We start from the raw sequence: 18,713 nt of genomic DNA, 5'->3' as shown, positions 1-18,713 counted from the left end.
TGACAGAGTGCCGGTGAAATTGAAGTGAAGCCCCGTTGTTGGACTGTTTTAGATATTGAGGTTGCGGCCGCCGTCAACGGCAATAACCTGACCGTTGATATAGGGGGCGTCACAGGCCAGGAAGCGCACGGTCTTGGCGATATCACTGGGGTCACCGGTTCGGGCCAAAGGAATGCGCTGGGTGATCTGTGCTTTCTTGGCTTCGTTAGTTGCCTCTTGCTCTGGCCAAAGAATGGCACCGGGGGCGACTGCATTGACCCGGACCTGGGGCGCTAACTCCAGCGCGAGGCTTTTTGTCAGCATTACCAATCCAGCCTTGGCGGCGCAGTAGATAGTGTGCTCGGGCATCGGGCGCTCGGCGTGGATATCTGCCATATTAACAACGCAGCCCTGTTGTTGGCTGAGTGTTTCTTTCAGGGCCTGAGTGAGAAAGAAGGGGACTTTGAGGTTGCTGCCTACCAGACGATCCCAATCCTCCTCGGTCGCCTTTTCCACAGGTGTGGGGTGAAATGCTGAGGCATTGTTGACCAGAACATCAATACGGCCCCAGGCCTCTTGCGCGCGCCGGGCCAGATTGGAACAGGCTTCGGCGCTATTCAATTCACTGTGCAACGCTATGGCAGAGTTGGGGCGACGTTGGTTCAGCTCGTTTGCCAGGGCCTTGGCAGTATCAGCCGAGTTGCGATAGTGAATAACAACTCTGTGATCTCTATGTAGCTCCTCAGCAATAGCACGACCCAGGCGTGCGGCGGCACCGGTAATCAACACATTACGCAATGTAGTCATCCTTTACTTTGGCGATTGCCTTGATGCGTTCCCGGTCCAGTGCCTGCCCCAGCTTCGCACCCTGGTAGCCCTGTTTAATCAACTCTTCGGCAGTTACCGTCGATGCTGCTTCGCGGGCTGCACGTAAAAAGTCCACCTGTGGATAATCTCGATTCTCCAGCCCCTCACGACCCCGGGCATCAGCCTCACAGGCGCGTAGAAAGATTTCAAATCGCTCGGGACGTCGCAAGGCATCCAGGCTGCGGATCATTTTCATAATGGTCTGTGGGCGCAATTCGAAGGCCCTGTGGCAATGCAGGTGGTATTGGCAGACACCGATGGCCAGAGCAGTCAGTTCCTTTGGGGTGCGCCAGCGCTCACAGACAGCCTGCACCAGGGGAACTCCGGCGGACTCGTGACCGGTATGACTGGGGAGGATTTCATCGGGAGTGAGGCCTTTACCTAAGTCATGTAGCAAGACGGCGAAGCGCACTGGCAGCTCGGCGGGGGCAGTGTGGAGAGCCAATAAAACATGCTCGCCAGTATCTACCTCGGGGTGGTGTCTGGGAGGTTGGGGGACGCCGAATAGGTTTTCCAACTCAGGAAGCAGGATGGATAGAGCTCCGCACTCCCGTAGTACACGGATAAAAATATCGGGGTCTGGTTCAGTTAAAGCACGGCTGACCTCTTTCCATACGCGCTCGGCCACCAAATATTCAACCTCGCCGGCCTCTACCATCTGCCGCATTAGGGCCATGGTTTCGTCGGCGACAGTAAACCCGAGGTGATGATAACGCGCCGCAAACCGGGCTACTCTCAATACACGCAAGGGGTCCTCGGCGAAGGCCGGGGATACGTGGCGTAACAGGCGGGCCTGCAGGTCTTCCTGACCTTTGTAGGGGTCGATTAGCTCCCCGTCTTCTGTCTCGGCCATGGCGTTGATGGTGAGGTCACGGCGCAACAGGTCCTCTTCCAGAGTGATATCCGCTGTGGCATTGACCGTGAAACCGCCGTAGCCGTGCCCGCTTTTGCGTTCTGTACGGGCAAGGGCGTACTCCTCCCCGGTTTGTGGATGTAGAAAAACCGGGAAATCTTTCCCCACTGGGCTGTAGCCAAGGCTACGCATATGCTCAACATCGGTGCCCACCACTACCCAGTCGCGTTCTGTTACTGGACGGTTGAGCAGTTTGTCACGAACCGCGCCGCCAACAAGGTAAATCTTCAAGTGAAACTCTCCACTACTGGAGAAAGTGATTCTTTGAAAAGGGGTTGCACTGCCATAAATCCATTGGTTCCGGCACAGTCCACCAACTACTTGGGGACAATATTAGGTGGGAAGTAAAGACTGGGATTTGGGCAAGATAAAAAAAAGGCCCCGAAAAAACAAGGGGGCCCAGGGTCTTAGGGTATTCGCTTAGCAAACATCTAATTGCCAATAGCGGGATAACTGACTTGCCGGCCATGCCCGCTGGAGAGGATCTGGCGACACAGATGTACCGCTAAATCTGGGGTCATTCTATGAGACCTGTCATACCTGTCAACTATATCTTTTAGTATTTTTTGAGGGGGTTGTTTCGCTGTTCGTTAACTAGATACATGGACCGAATTTCGGGCTGGTTTTGCAGCATTGAACAGCATAATTTATAGGGGCGATCCTGTTGGGCAGGATAATTTCGCGCCTGGCTTCGGGGGATGGAGTCGGGGCTCGTGAGGTTGACCTGGCCGTCAAGGACTGCAGTTGTTGGGGAGAATAAATATGAGCGAACTACATGTGCTAACCACCGGGGAAGCGGCTCGGTATTGTGGGGTCAATTTCCGAACGGTGATTCGCTGGATTGAGCGGGGGCAGCTCAAGGCATACAAACTTCCGGGGCGGGGCGACCATCGTATTTGTGTAGAGGACTTCGTGGGCTTCCTACGGGATAACTCTATGCCAGTACCAAATGACCTAGCGGTACCCAGTCGCAAAGTACTGTTGCTGACAACAGATCCAGAGCTGACTTCTTCAGGCTTGCAGGCGCTGAAAAATATTGGCTGTGAAATTGAGGTGGCTGGTGACAGCTTTTCCGCAGGCATTTTAATGGCTAATGCCAAGCCGGCGCTGTTGGTGGTTGATGCCGCCCTGGTTGGCGATGGCGGGTTCCAGGTACTGGACTACCTGAGATCGCGCAGTGAGTACAGCAACTTGCGTATCCTCGTTGTAGCCGCCGAAGAAGATCTGGATAAAGCGCGCTGGCTGGATGCGGGAGCGGATGCCCTTCTGGCGCATCGTGAGGAGCGCGGTGAATTGGCTGCTAAAGCCAGACTGTTATTAGAGGCCGATCACTAAGCCAAGCTTTTCTGCTTAGATTTATTCCTGGTCATCTGCCCCATTGCACGGGAGCTCTTTCAAAAGCTCCCCTGTAAAAGTTCAGATGGGTTTTGGAATAAGCATTGACTCCTCTTCTCCCTCCTGCCTGTCGCGGCCCTGTTCAGGGCAGTGGTAGCTCGCCGTAATCTCATGCCCGTTGAGACTGTTTAGGTGAATATCAAAACCCCAAAGCCTGTGCAGGTGCCGTAAAACTTCTGGTGTTTCTTTGCCCAGTGGACGGCGGCGATGTTGGGTATGGTTTAGGGTGAGTGAGCGGTCTCCCCGGGTATCTACAGAGTAAACCTGGATATTAGGCTCTCGGTTACCTAAGTTATATTGGCCAGCAAGGTTTTCCCGCAACTGTCGGTAGCCGCTGTCGTCATGGATTGCGCTGACAACAATTTCATTTTCCTGGTCGTTGTCGCTGATACAAAAGAGTTTCATATCGCGCATTACTTTTGGGGAGAGAAACTGCAGAATAAAGCTCTCGTCCTTGAAATCGCGCATGGCAAACTGCAGTGTTTCTCGCCAATTACTCCCAGCGATATCTGGAAACCAGCGATGGTCTTCATCGGTAGGGTCTTCACAGATACGCCTGAGATCACTGAATATACTGAAACCCAGAGTGTATGGGTTGATACCGTTGTAATAAGGGCTGTCAAAACTGGGTTGATAAATCACATTCGTATGGCTTTGTAAAAATTCCATCATAAAGCCTTCCGTGACACGACCACGCCGGTAGAGCTCTGTCAGTAGTGTGTAGTGCCAGAAAGTGGCCCAGCCTTCGTTCATTACCTGAGTCTGACGCTGTGGGTAAAAATACTGTGCGAGCTTGCGTACGATACGTACCAATTCCCTTTGCCAGCCCTCGAGTAGGGGAGCATTTTTCTCAATAAAGTAGAGGATGTTTTCCTGGGGCTCTTCCGGAAAACGTTTTTCATTGGATTCTTCAGCGCCGTCCCCTAGTTTTGGGATCGTTCGCCAGAGATCGTTTAGTTGCCGTTGTCGATACTCCTCACGCTCCTGTTGCTGGCGCTCTTCTTCGATAGCAGAGATGGGGTACGGTCGTTTATAGCGGTCAACGCCGTAATTCATCAAAGCGTGACAGGAATCCAGTACGGCCTCGACCTCATCAAGACCATGGCGCTCTTCGCAGCGGGAAATGTAATTTTTAGCGAAAATCAAGTAATCGATAATACTACTGGCATCGGTCCAGGAGCGAAAAAGGTAATTTCCCTTGAAGAAAGAATTATGCCCGTAGGAGGCGTGAGCAATGACCAGGGCCTGCATCGTCATAGTGTTTTCTTCCATGAGATAAGCGATACAGGGGTTAGAATTGATAACAATTTCGTAAGCGAGCCCCATTAGCCCACGCTGATAATTATTTTCAACGCTGATAAATTGCTTGCCGAATGACCAGTGGTTGTATCCCACTGGCATACCTACCGATGAGTAGGCATCCATCATTTGCTCAGAGCTAATTACCTCAATTTGATTGGGATAAGTATCCAGGCCGAATTCGTCAGCTAGTTCGCCGATGGCGCGGTCATATTCCTGGATTAACTCAAAAGTCCACTCTGAAGTGGTAGAGATAGGGTTTACAGACTCTGGTTTTTGCGAGTCGTTGCCGCTGGCAAATGTGTCTAGCATCGAGCGGTCACCTTCTGGCTGAACAGTTGGCGGAATACAGGGTAGATATCCTGCACATCCACAATTTGCTCCATGGCGAAGTGATTGGGGAACAGTGCACGGACACTTTCATACTCTTCCCATAAGGCCTGGTGGTCTCTAGGGGTGATCTCCACATAGGAGTAGTACTGTACATGGGGCATGATGTCATCGATAAGGATGCGATGGCAGGTGCTGGAGTCATCATTCCAATTATCGCCATCGGAAGCTTGGGCGCCGTAGATATTCCATTCACTGTCCGGGTAGCGCTCCCGCATAATTCGTCTCATTAGCTTTAAAGCGCTGGAAACAATGGTTCCTCCGGTCTCGCGGGAGTAGAAAAATTCCTCTTCATCCACTTCCTTTGCGCTGGTATGGTGACGGATAAATACGACTTCTGTGTATTCATAACTGCGTTGCAAGAAAAGGTAGAGCAAAAGGAAAAAGCGTTTAGCCATATCCTTGGTGGCCTGATTCATGGAGCCAGATACGTCCATAAGGCAGAACATCACCGCACGTGAGCGTGGTTTAGGCTGCCGGATTAGCAAGTTATATTTCAGGTCAAAATCATCGAGGAATGGCACCCGACCAACTCGCCTCCGCAACTCGTTAATTTCACTTTTTAGAGCTTCTATCTTGCGTTGATCACGTAGAGCGGACTCTTTTTGCTCTTCGAGCTCCAGAGATTCTTCTAGATTGCGGATATGTCTTCTTTTACTGCTGGTTAAGGCGATACGGCGTGCATGGGCGGCTCTAAGGGAGCGAATAACATTAAGGCGACCAGGAGTGCCTTCGTTACTGATTCCTGCCCGAACCACTTGAAAGGACTCATTGCCGGCGAGTCGCCGTTTGATCATATTGGGCAGCTGTAATCCTTCGAACATAAAGTCCAGGAACTCTTCCTGGGAAATCTGGAAGACAAAGTCATCGACACCCTCGCCGCTATCACTGGCACCGCCACCATTACCATCGCCACCTTTAGGGGGCTGACGAGGTATACGATCTCCTGCGGTAAATTCTTTATTGCCGGGAAGGACCCGTTCAGTATGTCCACCATTACCATGGGAAAATAGTGGTTCGCTGATATCTCGGGTGGGAATACTGATACGCTCGCCCTTATCCATATCCATTATGGAGCGGCTGTTCATAGCGTCGCCAACAGCTTTTTTAATATGGGCTTTATAACGCCTTAAAAAGCGCTGGCGATTAACAGTACTTTTCTTTTTCCCATTTAGGCGGCGGTCGATGATGTAGCTCATATTTCTGCCTTTAGTCTGAATAAAACCATCTGGCAAAGGCCACCAAGCAATCTATTCAGAAATACTCGTTCTGGCTATTAGGGCTCCGATAGGAGCCCTAAGTGGTTGAATTTTGTCGGCTCTACAGGGAGAGAAATAATCTCGCTTGTGTATTTGAAAGTCGCAGACAGTAAATTTAATAAACCCAGTTACTGTGATTTGCGCACTCGCAGATACCACTCTGATAACAGTCGAACCTGTTTCTCTGTATAGCCACGTTCCACCATACGGGCAACAAAATCCGCATGCTTACGTTTGTCATCTGCCGAGGCCTTGGTGTTAAAGGAAATTACTGGTAGGAGGTCCTCTGTGTTGGAGAACATCTTTTTCTCAATAACGGCGCGCAGTTTTTCATAGGATCGCCAATCTGGATTTTTGCCTTGATTGTTGGCGCGAGCACGTAAAACGAAATTGACAATTTCATTGCGGAAGTCTTTTGGATTGGATATGCCGGCAGGTTTTTCTGTTTTCTCCAGCTCCTCATTCAGTGCGCCTCTGTCGAGAATTTCTCCAGTCTCAGGGTCCCTGTATTCCTGGTCTTGAATCCAGAAATCGGCATAGGTGACGTACCGATCAAATAAGTTTTGCCCATATTCGGCGTAGGATTCAAGATAAGCCGTCTGGATTTCCTTGCCGATAAATTCTACATATCTAGGCGCTAGGTATTCCTTAATAAAACCGAGATAATTTTCCTGGGTTTCTGGAGGAAACTGCTCCTGTTCAATTTGTTGTTCAAGCACATAGAGTAAATGCACAGGATTGGCTGCCACTTCTGTGGCATCAAAATTGAAAACTTTAGAAAGTATTTTAAAGGCAAAACGGGTAGATAACCCATTCATGCCTTCATCGACACCGGCATTATCTCGGTATTCTTGGATGGTTTTTGCTTTTGGATCGGTATCTTTGAGATTTTCTCCGTCATAGATGCGCATTTTTGAGTAGAGACTGGAGTTCTCTGGATTTTTAACACGTGAGAGTACGGAAAACTGAGCCAGCATGCGTAGGGTATCCGGCGCGCAAGGGGCTTTTGATAGGGAGCTGTTTTCCAAAAGCTTTTGATAAATCCTGATCTCTTCATGAACCCGTACACAATAGGGTACTTTTACGATATAAATTCGATCAAGAAATGCCTCATTATTCCGGTTGTTACGGAAGGACTGCCACTCAGACTCATTGGAGTGCGCGAGAATAGTTCCATTAAATGGTATAGATCCGAGCCCTTCGGTGCTGTTGTAGTTACCCTCCTGGGTTGCGGTAAGCAGTGGATGGAGAACCTTAATTGGAGCCTTAAACATCTCCACAAACTCCATCAGTCCTTGGTTTGCACGGCAAAGGCTGCCAGAGAAACTGTAGGCATCTGGATCATTTTGAGGGTAATCCTCAAGCTTTCGAATATCAATTTTGCCAACTAGTGAGGAAATGTCCTGGTTGTTTTCATCACCGGGCTCAGTTTTAGAAATAGCAACTTGATCGAGGATCGACGGACGGATTTTCACTACTCTGAATTTACTGATGTCACCTTTGAATTCATGTAGGCGCTTAACCGCCCATGGAGACATGATGGTATTTACATAGCGTCTTGCAATTCCGTAGTCCTCCTCAAGGATGCGACCATCTTCATTCGGAGAGAATAAGCTAAGTGGCGACTCAAAAACCGGGGAGTCCTTGATCGCATATATGGGGACCTGCTCCATAAGCGCTTTAAGGCGCTCTGCCAGGGAGGACTTTCCGCCACCAACAGGCCCCAGTAAATAGAGAATTTGCTTTTTCTCCTCTAAACCCTGAGCTGCATGGCGGAAGAACGAGACGATCTGCTCTATGGCCTCTTCCATGCCATAGAACTCGCTGAAGGCTTTGTAACGCTTAATAACTTTGTTACAGAAAATACGTGATAGACGGGGATCGCGGGAGGTGTCAATCAGTTCTGCTTCTCCAATGGCCATCAACATCCTCTCAGCGGGAGAGGCGTAGGCGCTGCGGTCCGTCTTACAGAGTTCCAGGTATTCTTGGATACTGAGCTCTTCATCCTGGATTGACTCGTATCTTTCCAGGTAGTGGTTAAAAATTGTCATAATATTTACCTCCCTGTAGCCTGGTGGGCAGAGTCCAGCGTCCTGCTTATCATTTGGAATCAGAGCACTGACTAGTTGTTTTGAAGACTGTATGTGCTGCTCGTTCCACAAAGTGGATGGTTGGCGGTTATCCAGTCATTCCTTGCTAGAGAGTTGCCCGGCATAAAGCACTATTCATTATCGCCGTTGCTAACTTTGTTCTTCCCCGAGCCCGATGAAACAGTCCCGGCTTCTCCAGCATAGCTTTCTGGTTCAGTACGGCACTGGATTAGTGTCCGGAAAGGTTGAATTTAATGGCAGTTTTAGTTTTTACTTACGGCCAACGGGAAGTGTACAGATTTGAGAGGAGTTGAAATGGCGATTTTAGTGACTGGTGGTGCTGGTTATATTGGTAGTCATACCTGCGTGGAGTTAATGTCAGTAGGTTTGCAGCCAGTTGTCGTGGATAATCTGTCCAATAGCAACCGTGAGGCTTTGCAACGAGTAGAGTTGATCACCGATAAAGAGTTACCTTTCTTCGATCTGGATATTGCTGATAAACATGGGCTTCGCCAAGTATTTTCAGATTTCAACATAGAGGCAGTAATTCATTTTGCTGGGCTTAAAGCAGTAGGAGAATCTGTAAGCCAACCTCTGCGTTATTACCAAAATAATGTTGCTGGTACCCTGGCTCTAATGGAGGTGATGGAGGAGTTTGATGTTAAAAAAATCATTTTCAGTTCATCAGCCACGGTTTATGGTGACCCGGAAACGGTACCAATTCTTGAGGGGTTTCCTACTGGCGCCACAAACCCTTATGGCTCAAGTAAGCTGATGGTTGAGAATATAATGAAGGATATATGCGCTGCGCCAGCTAGTCAGTGGAAAATTAGCCTTCTACGCTACTTTAATCCAATCGGTGCTCATGAGAGTGGTCGAATTGGTGAGGATCCTAGTGGAATACCTAATAACTTGCTGCCCTATGTTTCTCAGGTTGCTGTGGGGCGTCGGCCATTCCTACAGGTCTTCGGAGATGACTATCCTACGGTAGATGGTACAGGTGTTAGAGATTATATTCATGTGGTAGATCTCGCTCGAGGCCACTTGGCTGCATTGAGCATGCTGAGTAAACCCTCAACTCAAGTGGGGTGCTATACCTACAACCTTGGTACGGGTAAAGGAAGTTCTGTATTGGAAGTAGTCCGGGCATTTGAGGCTGCTAGTAGCAAACCTATACCCTATAAAATTGCACCACGTCGTCCAGGAGATGTTGCTGAATGTTATGCAGATTCTGCGTTGGCGGAGAGTGAACTTGGCTGGAAGGCTGAGTATAGCCTAGAGCGAATGGTTGAAGATACCTGGCGTTGGCAGTCCCAAAACCCAAATGGTTACGAGACTAAGTGACACTCTTCTCTGAGTGAAAGCTGAGTGGAGGGAGGGGGGCCACTGCTTTTAATCTTCCCAATTTTTGCGAAACTATTAATCTTTCAATAAGTATCAACCTCTTGATGTTGAGGTTGATTTCTTCTTTAGGGAGTGAAGACACATTGAAACGATTGTTGTTTGATAACTTAAGTGTTCATAGGGGAGCATAAAGGGCCAATAGCTTTTACTATGTCTTCCATGGACAGGTACTGCGTTAATTAGATCTGAAAACCTTATTTTCTCAGTACCTGTCCATGGTTCCTACCCATTTCACCTCTTAAAACTATCCGAAGTGTTGATAATCTAAAATGTAGGGGAAAGTCGGCCATTTCAGAGTTATTTAACCTGCTGCTGAGGTAACTCCCCGGAATCTATAAAGAGCCTTTTAAAATTCACAAGGCAAACTTTGTGAAAGCTTAAATGCTACAGTCGGTACAAAAGAACTCTTCATCACCCAGGCGCATGGCTGTTAGATATCCTCCCCAAACACAGCCTGTATCCAAAGCGTAAATATTTTCGGTATCAGCTCTGCCTTCAAGGGCAGCCCAGTGACCAAAAATTATTTTGTCATTTTTGGTTTTTCTATTAGGGAAACTAAACCAAGGCTTGTAATCTCCATGAGATGCTTGTGGTCCGCGCTTGGTAACAAGGTCGAGGGTGCCATCCTCTTTGCAAAAGCGCATTCGCGTGAAGTAATTAGTAATAGAGCGGAGCCGCTCAATGCCGATTAGATGATCACTCCAGCAGTGGGGCTCGTTACCGTACATGCCATAAAAAAAAGCTTTTGCCATTGCTTTGTCTGAGAGAGCAAGTTCGACTTCGCGTGATAGTTTCTGGGCTTTGGTGATACTCCAGATGGGGGGGATGCCGGCGTGGACCATAGTATACCCCTTTTTATGCACCAGTAAGGGGAGAGTCTGTAGCCAGCTTAATAGACGGTCTGAATCCTTTGCCCTAAGAATTTTTGCGAGGTCTTGCTCTTTGTCTGCCAGATGCTTGGCGCCATGCGCCAGTGCCAATAGATGCAGATCGTGATTACCGAGAACTGCAGTGACTTGCTGACGATGCTCATAGAGAAATCGCAAGGTGCCCAAGCTGTCTTCGCCACGGTGAACCAAATCTCCGGCAATCCATAACTTGTCACGGTCAAAGCGAAAATGGATTTTTTTCAGTAGGCGTTTTAAAGATTCGAAACAGCCCTGAATATCGCCAATAGCATAAGTGGCCAAACTCTTATCCCCCGAGGTCTAGCTTGCTTATTGTTGCCCAAGCTTTGCGCAGTAATTCGACAATTGTACAAATTCTTGCACACTTAATGTTTCTGGACGGCGGCTCGCGTCTACTGGCAGTTGCTCATGGTCAAGTGCAGGGAACAGGGGTTTTAGTGCGTTGCGCAGAGTTTTCCGGCGTTGTTGAAAAGCGATATTGACGATTCGTTCCAGTAGCTTTTCATCTTCCGCTATATAGGGGATTTCACTATGGGGGATCAGGCGGACAATAGCCGATTCAACTTTAGGGGCTGGTCTGAAGGATTGCGGGGGGACTGGGAATAGCCCTTGTACACGGCAGTAATACTGAACCATGACGGTGAGGCGTCCATAGGATTTTGTTCCGGGACTGGCTCCAAGGCGATCGACGACTTCCTTTTGCAGCATAAAGTGCATGTCCTGCACTTTGCCTTTGAAGCTGAGCAGATGAAATAAAAGAGGTGTCGAAATATTGTAGGGTAGATTACCAACGATACGCAGAGGGCGCTCCGCGGCAAACTCGCCAAAATCAAATTTCAATGCGTCCCGCTCAATAATCATGAAGTTGGGATAATCCCTGAACTTAAATTCCAACAGGGGAATTAGATCCCTATCCAGTTCCACGGCAGTGAGTGAGGGGCAGCGTTGTAGGAGTAGCTCGGTAATAGCACCTTGGCCTGGACCAATCTCAACTAATTTATCGGTTTCTTTAGGAGCTATAGAGCGAACAATACGCTCGATAATATTCCCATCGACCAAAAAATTCTGGCCGAAACGCTTGCGTGCCTTGTGTTGGAAAAAATTGTCCATTAATTAATCTGCAATTCTAAAAGTGGTATGAGGCATATATAGGCTATTATCGCCTAGCGGGACTGTAGTTGCGCCAGTTCAATTGCCTGGGACAGGGCAGCTTCAAGGCTTCCGCAACTGGCTTTGCCGCTACCAGCCAGATCCAGAGCTGTGCCGTGATCGACCGAGGTGCGAATAAAAGGCAAGCCCAGCGTAATATTTACGGCTTCGCCGAAGCCGTGAAATTTTAACACTGGCAGCCCCTGATCGTGGTACATAGCAAGTACCGCATCGAAATTTTCTAACTGAGGAGGGGTAAACAGTGTGTCCGCCGGCAGTGGGCCGGTCAGATGGAGCCCTCGACCGCGCAGCTTTTCAAGTGCAGGTTCAATCACTTCAATCTCTTCCCTGCCCAAGTGGCCTCCCTCTCCGGCGTGGGGGTTTAGGCCACAAACCCCGATGTGGGGTGAATCGATGCGGAATTGGTCGCGAAGACCGCGATGTAAGATCTCCGTAATGAGCTCCAGACGATCACCGGTTATTGCCGCGCTGACATCTTTAAGTGGCAGATGTGTAGTGACAAGTGCCACCCGCAGCTTCTGAGCGACCAGCATCATAACAACCTGCGCTACGCCCGCTCGTTCAGCAAAAAACTCGGTATGGCCACTAAATGTAAACCCCGCCTCATTAATTACTCCCTTGTGCACAGGGCCTGTCACCAGAGCATCAAACCGGCCGTTTAGACACCCATCTGCGGCTATCTCTAATGTCTTTAATACATAGGCGGCATTGGTAATGTCCAGCTTTCCTGGCCGGGAAGCCTGTTTCAAGGGGCTTTCTAAAATATAGAGACTGCCAGGGGCCGTTTCTGATAGTAGGGTATCTTCAGAGAAAGTTAGAAGCTGCAGGGGAAGCTCTAGTCTGCGGGCAGCTTGTTCCAGAAGGCTGGGATCTGCAATGGCAATCAACTGGGCAGGGCTGCCTTGCTGGGCGACTTTGACACATATCTCCGGGCCAATACCTGCAGGTTCTCCGGGAGTCAATGCGATTCTGGGTATCATAGAGAGGCCACACCTTATACGAATAAAAAACCGGGCGCTTTGGCCCGGTCTCAGAGATCTCAGAAAGCGCTCTTATTGCGCTTCTTCTTCGGAGTCCTCTTCCTTCTCATCTGTCAATTTGATCTCTACATAAGCCTGGTCTCGAATTTCCCGGCGCCAATTTTGCAGCTCTTCTTCATAGCGGCGGTTTCGCAGGAGGTTCGCGGCCTGGTTGCGGATGTACTGATCGGTCATGTCCTGTTTACGTCGACCCTCCACCTTTAGGATATGCCAGCCGAACTGGCTGCGAAATGGCAGACTGATTTCGCCGATGCCGGTGGTCTTCATGGCCTGGGTAAACTCCGGCACAAACTGTCCAGGCATAGACCAGCCGAGATCGCCGCCGGATAGCATAGAGCCAATATCTTCTGAATTCTCGCGGGCGAGTTCAGAAAAATTATCGCTGGTCATCGCCTCTTCGCGCATGGCCACAAGCTTGTTATAGGCCTCATCATCGGTAAGGATGGCGGAAGGCTTCAATAGGATATGGCGAACCTTAGTTTGCTCCACCAGCTGCTCACTGGCGCCTTTTTGCGCATGTATCTTGAGTAAGTGGAAGCCGGCATCACTGCGGAAGGGTTCGGTTATATCGCCGACTTTGAGGCCGTTGAGCGCATCGGCAAAGAGGGTAGGGAGCTCCACGGTCTTGCGCCAGCCCAGGTCGCCACCGGCAAGGGCATTTTGCCCGGCAGAGTTGGCGATTGCCAGGCGACGAAAATCGGTACCGTCGCGGACCTGTTTAACTAGCTCTTCGGCTTTCTCACGCGCCTGGGTAACTTCGCTGGCGGGGGCGCTGGAGCTGATCGGGATCAGTATGTGCCCCAGCTCATATTGAGGGGACTTCCAGAACTCTCCCTCTTTGGAGCGCAGGAAATTGTCGATGTCCTGGTCACTGATCTGGATTCGGCGGTTGACGCTACCCTGTTCCACCCGGCGGATCATCAGCTCCTGGCGGATCTGCTGGCGAAAGCTCTTCATGGTCATGCCATCAGCGCGCAGGCGTTGACGGAACTCTTCTGGGCTGACACTAGCGTTTTGTTGAACTCGGGCGATTGCCTGGTCTAGCTCGGATTCAGAGATGGTAACGCCCGCACGGGAAGCCATCTGTAGCTGTAACCGCTCAATGATCAGTTGTTCGAGTACCTGGCGGCGTAGAACATCGACGGGCGGCGCCTGGACCTGTTGGGCTTGAATCTGGCTGGCGATAGTGTTCATGCGCTGGGCTAGCTCACTGGCCATAACCACATCTTCATCGACAACAGCAACTACCCGGTCCAGTGTTTGTACTTGAGCTGTGACCGTGCCGGCGATCAGGGCGCAGGCAGCCAGAACGGATGACAGGCCTAGTTTAGGCATAAATTTCTGTATTATTTCCATCACGGTTTTAGCTTTTCTCTCTGATCAAAATTGGCAATTCCTTGGGTCAACATCTGGGTGACTGTTGCTCCAAACCCTGCTAACCCCTTCAATTGTACTTCGAGGTAGATACCCTCATCGTATTGGAGGTCTTCCGCTGCCACGACTCCGGCCAGATCATTGTCCAGGGTACGACGCCATAAAAGGCGCGCACGATAGCAGCAATCGTCATATTCGATACCGGCAAGGTATTCCAGTTCCCGATTCAATGTCAGGTCATAGGCCGCGCCAGCCATTATAGAGGTATGGAGATTGATGGGCAGTACGGCTGAGCTGTTGAGCTGCCGTACCGAGGAGTCATCATCGTTGTCTATCTCATCGGGGAAAAGCGGGTTGTCATTTCGCTCATAGTAATAGCTAAGATTAAAGATACGGGCATCGTTATCAAAGTAGCGCAGGCTGAAGTTGCCCCGATTAATATTGTGTTCCGAATCATCGTAGATTAGTTCGCTGCCTATACGAAGGGACTGAATAGGGCGACTCTCCAATCTTGCTGCAAGTTCTGAACGTGGGGTTTCTTCAATTAGCTCCTCCAGGCCGATTTGGGTGTCACTGGAGTAGAAGACCTGGCCGATACTGGCAGATAGCAAATCTCGACCGCTGATAGGTTCAATAAAGCGGGTGGTCAGTCCCAAGGCGATTCTGCTTGCATCATCAATACGGTCAGGACCAGTAAATCGAGTGTGACGGAACAGCTGATCGTAGCTAAATGTAAATAGCCTAGTGTCATAGAGTAGATTATTACTACCGGGATCGATTGGGCCAACGTCGTTGATATCTTCCCTAGTTATATCGAAGAAATCTTCTTGGTTAGCGTTACTACTGAGTAGTCCGTATATGCGGGGCTCCAGGGTTTGGATGTAATCGCGGTTAAAGGCGAAGCCATCTCGTTCGAAGTATAGGCCGGTGTCCAGGGTGATTTGGGCGGCGGAGGCACTAGGAGTGTCGTTTGCGTTTTCTGGCAGGAAGGTATCACTTACCTGATAGCCCAGATAGCGGCCTGCCAATCCAGGTTTAAAGTAGCCCCACATCCACTCTTTATCCCAAAAAAGCTCATAGTCCAAGCGTAGGCGGTCTGCAGTTACAAAGTTTTTTGTTTCTGTGATGACACTGTCGGGGTCGTCGGTATCCCTGATGTATCTAATCGTCTGTGTGTCCTGATGTCTCCACACAGTAGCTTCATTCTGAAGCGCCAGTTGCCAGTCGCCCCAGCGGTAATTGCCGTCCACATCCAGCCTGGGTAGTTGGGCAAAAGTGTCGAAGCGATCATTTTCCAATACCTGGTAATCCTGGGCGCGAAGGGTGATTGCCCAGTTTTCAAAGGTCAGTCGGCCCTGAGCTTTTTGGCTTACCTGAGTTTCCGCGTTGATATCAAGGTTGGCGGTACTTAAATCCCGGAAATAGTCGGGATCACTCACCTTGGTATAGTCGATATCTGTACGCCAGATACTACCGCTATAACCGCCCTGCTGTTCGAGGTTTACCAACCATCGATCTTCACCTTTGTAGGGCAGGACCAGGTCCTGTGGGAAGCCTCGGTCGATCAACTCTTGCGCGAGGTCACTGTTGCCGCCTTTGTCGTCAGGGAGATCCGCGACACGGATTTCCGTGTTGAACATGGGGCTCAGGTGACGAAATTCCACCTCCAGGCCAGTGCCTCGGTACTGGATATAGCGCGGTGTGATGGTCGCATCCATCTGTGGGGCAATGTTCCAATAATAAGGAACAGATAAATCCCAGCCATTTTTTTCGCTGTTGCTCAGGGAGGGGAACAGGAAGCCCGACATGCGCGCATCGCCCACCGGGAAGCGAAAATAAGGGAAGTAGAGCACGGGGACATCAAGTATCTCCAGGCGTACATCCCGCGCTGTCCCCTGGCTTTCCACTTGATCGATATTGATTTCACCGCCACTCAGGCGCCAGAAGGCCCGACCTGGCTCACAGCGGGTATAGGTGCCATCGGTAAGGGTCAATTCACCACTGGTTTGGCGAGCAACTTGAGCCGCATCGCCATGAATAAACTCGTTGTGCACCACATAAGTCGCGTCCTCAATGGAGGCGGCCTCGGTGTCGGTGTGCACCTCGGCGGTGGCGCCTCGAACAAGCAAATTGGGTTCACGCAGTTCGATAGCACCGCTCAGATAAGCGGTGTTGTTCTGGCGATTGAGTTCCACCTGATCGGCAAATAATTGGCGATAGCCCTGGGTGATATGGACATTGCCACTCAGTTCAGCAGACCCATCGTCTGACAAGTGGGACTGTTCAGCCGTAGCACGCAGTGGCGCGTCTTCCGGGGGTAGATTCGCATCCGGATAATCTCTGGGCGGCTCAATAAAAGCGCCGGTACAAATTGCCGGTATCCTGGCTCTTTCCTCAGGGGTCAACTCTGAGCGGGGTAACCAATCCAGGTAGAGGTAAGGATTATATTCGGGATCTAGGGCGGTCTGCTCCGCCTGGGCCCACAGGGGGGCTGCGGCCATCAAGCCGAGTGCAACAGTGTGGACTCGTGAATTCTTAGCGATCGCCAGCGCGAGGCGACGCCACCGGGAGACTTCAAGCATCAATCGATAGGTTCCGGCTATTCTTTGGTGTTTCTTTTATCGGCAGATGCGTGCACAGCTATCTAGCCGGGGCGCGCAAAAAATTATCGCCCGATTCTACTTGAATGTAGGAGTGGTTAATAGCCGCACAGATGGTACGCGGGTAGCAAGGGGATAGTTGCTGCGTCTTATCGGGCAGGGTTTCAATGTGGGCCGCTTAGTGGGAAACTGCCGCGATAGAAAGAATTAGCTATAGGCCAAAGAGCAAATGAAGGATGTATTGTGAGTGATGACCTGCGACGAGAGACTCTGACTCGTTGGGTGGGGAGGGCTTTGGATACTGAGTCACCAATAGAGTTGGCCAAGCTTACCGGGGATGCAGGTTTTCGGCGCTATTTCCGTACTTCTACCGAGCCCAGATTAATTGCTGTTGACTCCCCTCCTGAGCGTACCAATCCAGCTCGCTTTATAGCACTTGCCGATTATCTGCGGCGCAATGGCGTGCACACACCCATGGTGATGGCCGCCGATACGACTAATGGTTATCTGCTATTGGAAGACCTGGGCGATACCCAGTTATTCAATGTGTTGAGTGATGACAGTGTTGAGGGGCTCTATGCGGAGGTAATGAGCGAATTGCTAAGCCTCCAGCAGATACCTCGGGAGGAGGGGTTACTTCCGGACTATAGCCGGGAATTGTTGCTGACAGAGATGCGTATTATGCCCGAGTGGCTGGTAGGCAAATTACTTGGCTACTCCCTAAATGAAGCGGAAAACTGCCTGTTGCAAGATACCTTTCAACAGTTACTGGAAAGTGCCGCGAGCCAGCCGCAAACCCTGGTGCATAGGGACTACCACAGCCGCAACTTAATGGTCCGTGGTGGTGAGCGTCCCGGAATCGTGGATTTTCAGGATGCAGTGTGGGGACCGATCACCTACGATTTGGTCTCTCTGTTACGGGACTGCTATATCCGCTGGCCACGCCAACGGGTCGAGCGCTGGGCTTTGGCCTATGCCGCTACCGCAGAAGCTGCTGGGGTGCTGGAACCTGTAGACCCGAAAGAGTTCATAAAGTGGTTCGACTGGATGGGCCTCCAGCGTCACATTAAAGTGCTGGGCTTGTTTCCACGCCTTTCGCTGCGCGATGGCAAGCAGAATTACCTGGGAGATCTGCCCCTGGTGATACGCTATGTGCTGGAGGTTGCTGATCGCTATGAGGAACTCAAGCCATTTGCGCAGTGGTTTGAACAGCAGCTGCTCCCGCTGATCGAGCAGCAGCCCTGGTACAACGATTATCGCTGTGCCGGAGAGAAGCTTAGATAAGCCGAATAAAAACTGATAGATGAATTGAATGACTCAGCTCACCGAAAAAGCCCCCACAACCGCTATGGTCTTGGCGGCAGGTTTTGGGCGTAGAATGCGCCCTCTTACTGACCAAACCCCCAAGCCTCTGCTGTCTGTGGCAGGCAAACCTCTGATTGAGCATGTGTTGGAGCGACTACAGGGCGTAGGAATTCAACGAGTAGTGATCAACCTGGGCCATTTGGGCCATATGATTCGTGACTATCTGGGGAATGGCGATCGTTGGGGCCTGGATATCCAGTATTCTGTGGAGCAGGAAGACCGGCCCTTTGAGACTGCAGGGGGAATTCTCAACGCGATGCCGCTGCTGGGAGAGGGGCCATTCTTTGTGGTTAATGGGGATGTCTGGTGTGACTTCGACCTTTCCCAGTGGGTGGCCCGCCCGCTGCCCAAAGAATGCCCCGGTCGCCTGCTTATGGTGCCCAACCCCCCGCATAACCCGGAGGGGGACTTTGGAATTGAGAATGGCCTGTTATCGGGAACAGCTAAGCCCTGCTATACCTTTGCCGGCATCAGCTTGCTACGCCCCGAAGTGTTGACCCGCTACCCCAAAATGCGCGAATGCTTCGGCCTTGGTGAGGTGTTCACCTTCAATGAGGATAAGTTACAGGCGGATTTATACACCGGGGACTGGTGTGATGTGGGCACCCCCGAGCGCCTGGAAAACCTGCATTACCGCCTGAGTGCGGAAAATTGAGTTAC

The 18,713-nt window shown here is 50.5% G+C and carries 14 protein-coding genes; 4 read left to right on the top strand and 10 right to left on the bottom strand.

Annotated features, from left to right (window positions below):
* Positions 1-48: 48 nt before the first annotated feature.
* Together ACXAFI_RS16930 and ACXAFI_RS16925 are read right to left on the bottom strand one after the other, a co-directional pair.
* Entirely contained in the window at positions 49-786 is a 738-nt protein-coding gene (locus ACXAFI_RS16930; protein WP_475109696.1) for a pteridine reductase, read from the bottom strand.
* Entirely contained in the window at positions 770-1,990 is a 1,221-nt protein-coding gene (locus tag ACXAFI_RS16925) for a multifunctional CCA addition/repair protein (protein WP_475109695.1), read from the bottom strand. Before ACXAFI_RS16925 ends, ACXAFI_RS16930 begins: the two co-directional genes overlap by 17 nt.
* Before the next feature lie 531 nt (positions 1,991-2,521).
* Between ACXAFI_RS16925 and ACXAFI_RS16920 the strand changes: the two genes are divergently transcribed.
* Positions 2,522-3,094, top strand: coding sequence for a helix-turn-helix domain-containing protein (locus tag ACXAFI_RS16920; protein ID WP_152451005.1), 573 nt, complete (start codon positions 2,522-2,524; stop codon positions 3,092-3,094).
* Positions 3,095-3,175: 81 nt separating this feature from the next.
* Here ACXAFI_RS16920 and ACXAFI_RS16915 read toward each other — a convergent pair whose 3' ends face one another.
* From ACXAFI_RS16915 to ACXAFI_RS16905, 3 genes are all read right to left on the bottom strand, one after another.
* Entirely contained in the window at positions 3,176-4,765 is a 1,590-nt protein-coding gene (locus ACXAFI_RS16915) for a SpoVR family protein (protein WP_475109694.1), read from the bottom strand.
* Positions 4,759-6,042 (bottom strand): YeaH/YhbH family protein, encoded by a 1,284-nt coding sequence (locus ACXAFI_RS16910; RefSeq protein ID WP_444920898.1) that lies wholly within the window; start codon positions 6,040-6,042, stop codon positions 4,759-4,761. The genes ACXAFI_RS16915 and ACXAFI_RS16910 overlap by 7 nt, the downstream gene beginning before the upstream one ends.
* A 188-nt stretch (positions 6,043-6,230) precedes the next feature.
* A complete protein-coding gene (locus ACXAFI_RS16905) occupies positions 6,231-8,153 on the bottom strand; it encodes a PrkA family serine protein kinase (RefSeq protein ID WP_475109693.1) in 1,923 nt (640 codons plus the stop codon).
* Positions 8,154-8,507: 354 nt separating this feature from the next.
* Here ACXAFI_RS16905 and galE point away from each other — a divergent pair, with 354 nt between their 5' ends.
* On the top strand, positions 8,508-9,536 hold the full coding sequence (gene galE / locus ACXAFI_RS16900) for a UDP-glucose 4-epimerase GalE (protein ID WP_475109692.1): 1,029 nt from the start codon (positions 8,508-8,510) through the stop codon (positions 9,534-9,536).
* A 437-nt stretch (positions 9,537-9,973) separates the two neighbouring features.
* Here the strand turns inward: galE and ACXAFI_RS16895 are convergent, their stop codons facing one another.
* The 5 genes from ACXAFI_RS16895 to ACXAFI_RS16875 form a co-directional block, all read right to left on the bottom strand.
* Positions 9,974-10,786 (bottom strand): symmetrical bis(5'-nucleosyl)-tetraphosphatase, encoded by an 813-nt coding sequence (locus ACXAFI_RS16895; protein WP_475109691.1) that lies wholly within the window; start codon positions 10,784-10,786, stop codon positions 9,974-9,976.
* 27 nt (positions 10,787-10,813) lie between these two features.
* Complete coding sequence (gene rsmA, locus ACXAFI_RS16890) at positions 10,814-11,614, bottom strand: 16S rRNA (adenine(1518)-N(6)/adenine(1519)-N(6))-dimethyltransferase RsmA (protein WP_475109690.1); 801 nt, start codon at positions 11,612-11,614, stop codon at positions 10,814-10,816.
* Between the two features lie 53 nt (positions 11,615-11,667).
* Complete coding sequence (pdxA, locus tag ACXAFI_RS16885) at positions 11,668-12,654, bottom strand: 4-hydroxythreonine-4-phosphate dehydrogenase PdxA (RefSeq protein WP_475109689.1); 987 nt, start codon at positions 12,652-12,654, stop codon at positions 11,668-11,670.
* Positions 12,655-12,726: 72 nt separating this feature from the next.
* Positions 12,727-14,049, bottom strand: coding sequence for a peptidylprolyl isomerase (locus ACXAFI_RS16880; RefSeq protein WP_475109688.1), 1,323 nt, complete (start codon positions 14,047-14,049; stop codon positions 12,727-12,729).
* 20 nt (positions 14,050-14,069) lie between these two features.
* Positions 14,070-16,670: an LPS-assembly protein LptD gene (locus ACXAFI_RS16875; protein WP_475109687.1), complete on the bottom strand. Its 2,601-nt coding sequence runs from the start codon at positions 16,668-16,670 to the stop codon at positions 14,070-14,072.
* A 261-nt stretch (positions 16,671-16,931) separates the two neighbouring features.
* Here ACXAFI_RS16875 and ACXAFI_RS16870 point away from each other — a divergent pair, with 261 nt between their 5' ends.
* Both ACXAFI_RS16870 and ACXAFI_RS16865 read left to right on the top strand, forming a co-directional pair.
* Positions 16,932-17,972 carry an aminoglycoside phosphotransferase family protein gene (locus tag ACXAFI_RS16870; protein WP_475109686.1) on the top strand — a complete coding sequence of 347 codons (1,041 nt, stop codon included), beginning with the start codon at positions 16,932-16,934 and terminating at the stop codon, positions 17,970-17,972.
* A gap of 28 nt (positions 17,973-18,000) precedes the next feature.
* On the top strand, positions 18,001-18,708 hold the full coding sequence (locus tag ACXAFI_RS16865; RefSeq protein ID WP_475109685.1) for a nucleotidyltransferase family protein: 708 nt from the start codon (positions 18,001-18,003) through the stop codon (positions 18,706-18,708).
* Positions 18,709-18,713: the final 5 nt, after the last annotated feature.

It is taken from the genome of Microbulbifer sp. ABH2_005, assembly GCF_056160005.1.
Note: the sequence above shows the minus strand (reverse complement) of the source record. Positions and strands in the feature narration are given on the sequence as shown.